Raw genomic sequence first — 842 nt, forward strand, 5'->3', positions numbered from 1 at the left:
TGAATATGATGGCAGCCACATCACTTTTGGAGGGATGAACCCGGCCATTACCCTGCGGGAACACCAGAAAAGCGCCATTGCCCATGTGCTGTATGGAGGAAATACCCTGTTGGCACATGAAGTAGGCGCAGGCAAAACCTTTGAGATGGTGGCCGCTTCGATGGAAGCAAAACGTCTGGGCTTGTGCCAGAAATCTCTCTTTGTGGTTCCAAACCATTTGACCGAGCAGTGGGCGTCGGAGTTTCTGCGTCTCTATCCTTCCGCCAATATCTTAGTCACCACAAAAAAGGACTTTGAGACCCATAACCGAAAGAAGTTCTGCGCCCGGATTGCAACTGGTGACTACGACGCCATTATCATGGGACACAGCCAGTTTGAGCGTATCCCCATCAGCCGGGAGCGTCAGGAACGGCTTCTCTATGAGCAGATCGACGAGATCACTGAGGGCATCGCAGAGGTGCAGGCCAGCGGAGGCGAGCGTTTTACCGTCAAGCAGCTGGAGCGTACCCGAAAATCTCTGGAAGCCAGACTGGAAAAGCTGCAAGCCGAGGGGCGAAAAGACGATGTGGTAACCTTTGAGCAGCTGGGTGTAGACCGATTGTTCGTAGACGAGGCCCACAACTATAAAAACCTGTTTCTATACACAAAAATGAGGAATGTGGCAGGCTTATCCACATCGGACGCGCAGAAATCCTCCGATATGTTTGCCAAGTGCCGCTATATGGATGAGATCACCGGAAACCGTGGCGTGATTTTTGCCACCGGCACACCTGTCAGCAACTCCATGACCGAGCTTTACACCATGCAGCGTTACCTTCAGTATGAACGCCTGCAAGAGCTGA

1 protein-coding gene is annotated in these 842 nt (G+C 52.3%); it reads left to right on the forward strand.

Going from position 1 to position 842, the window contains the following annotated elements:
- On the forward strand, positions 1–842 hold an 842-nt coding region (locus OCV63_RS10460; RefSeq protein ID WP_262670802.1), incomplete at both ends, for an SNF2-related protein.

Source organism: Laedolimicola ammoniilytica (assembly GCF_025567165.1).
Lineage (GTDB): Bacteria > Bacillota > Clostridia > Lachnospirales > Lachnospiraceae > Laedolimicola > Laedolimicola ammoniilytica.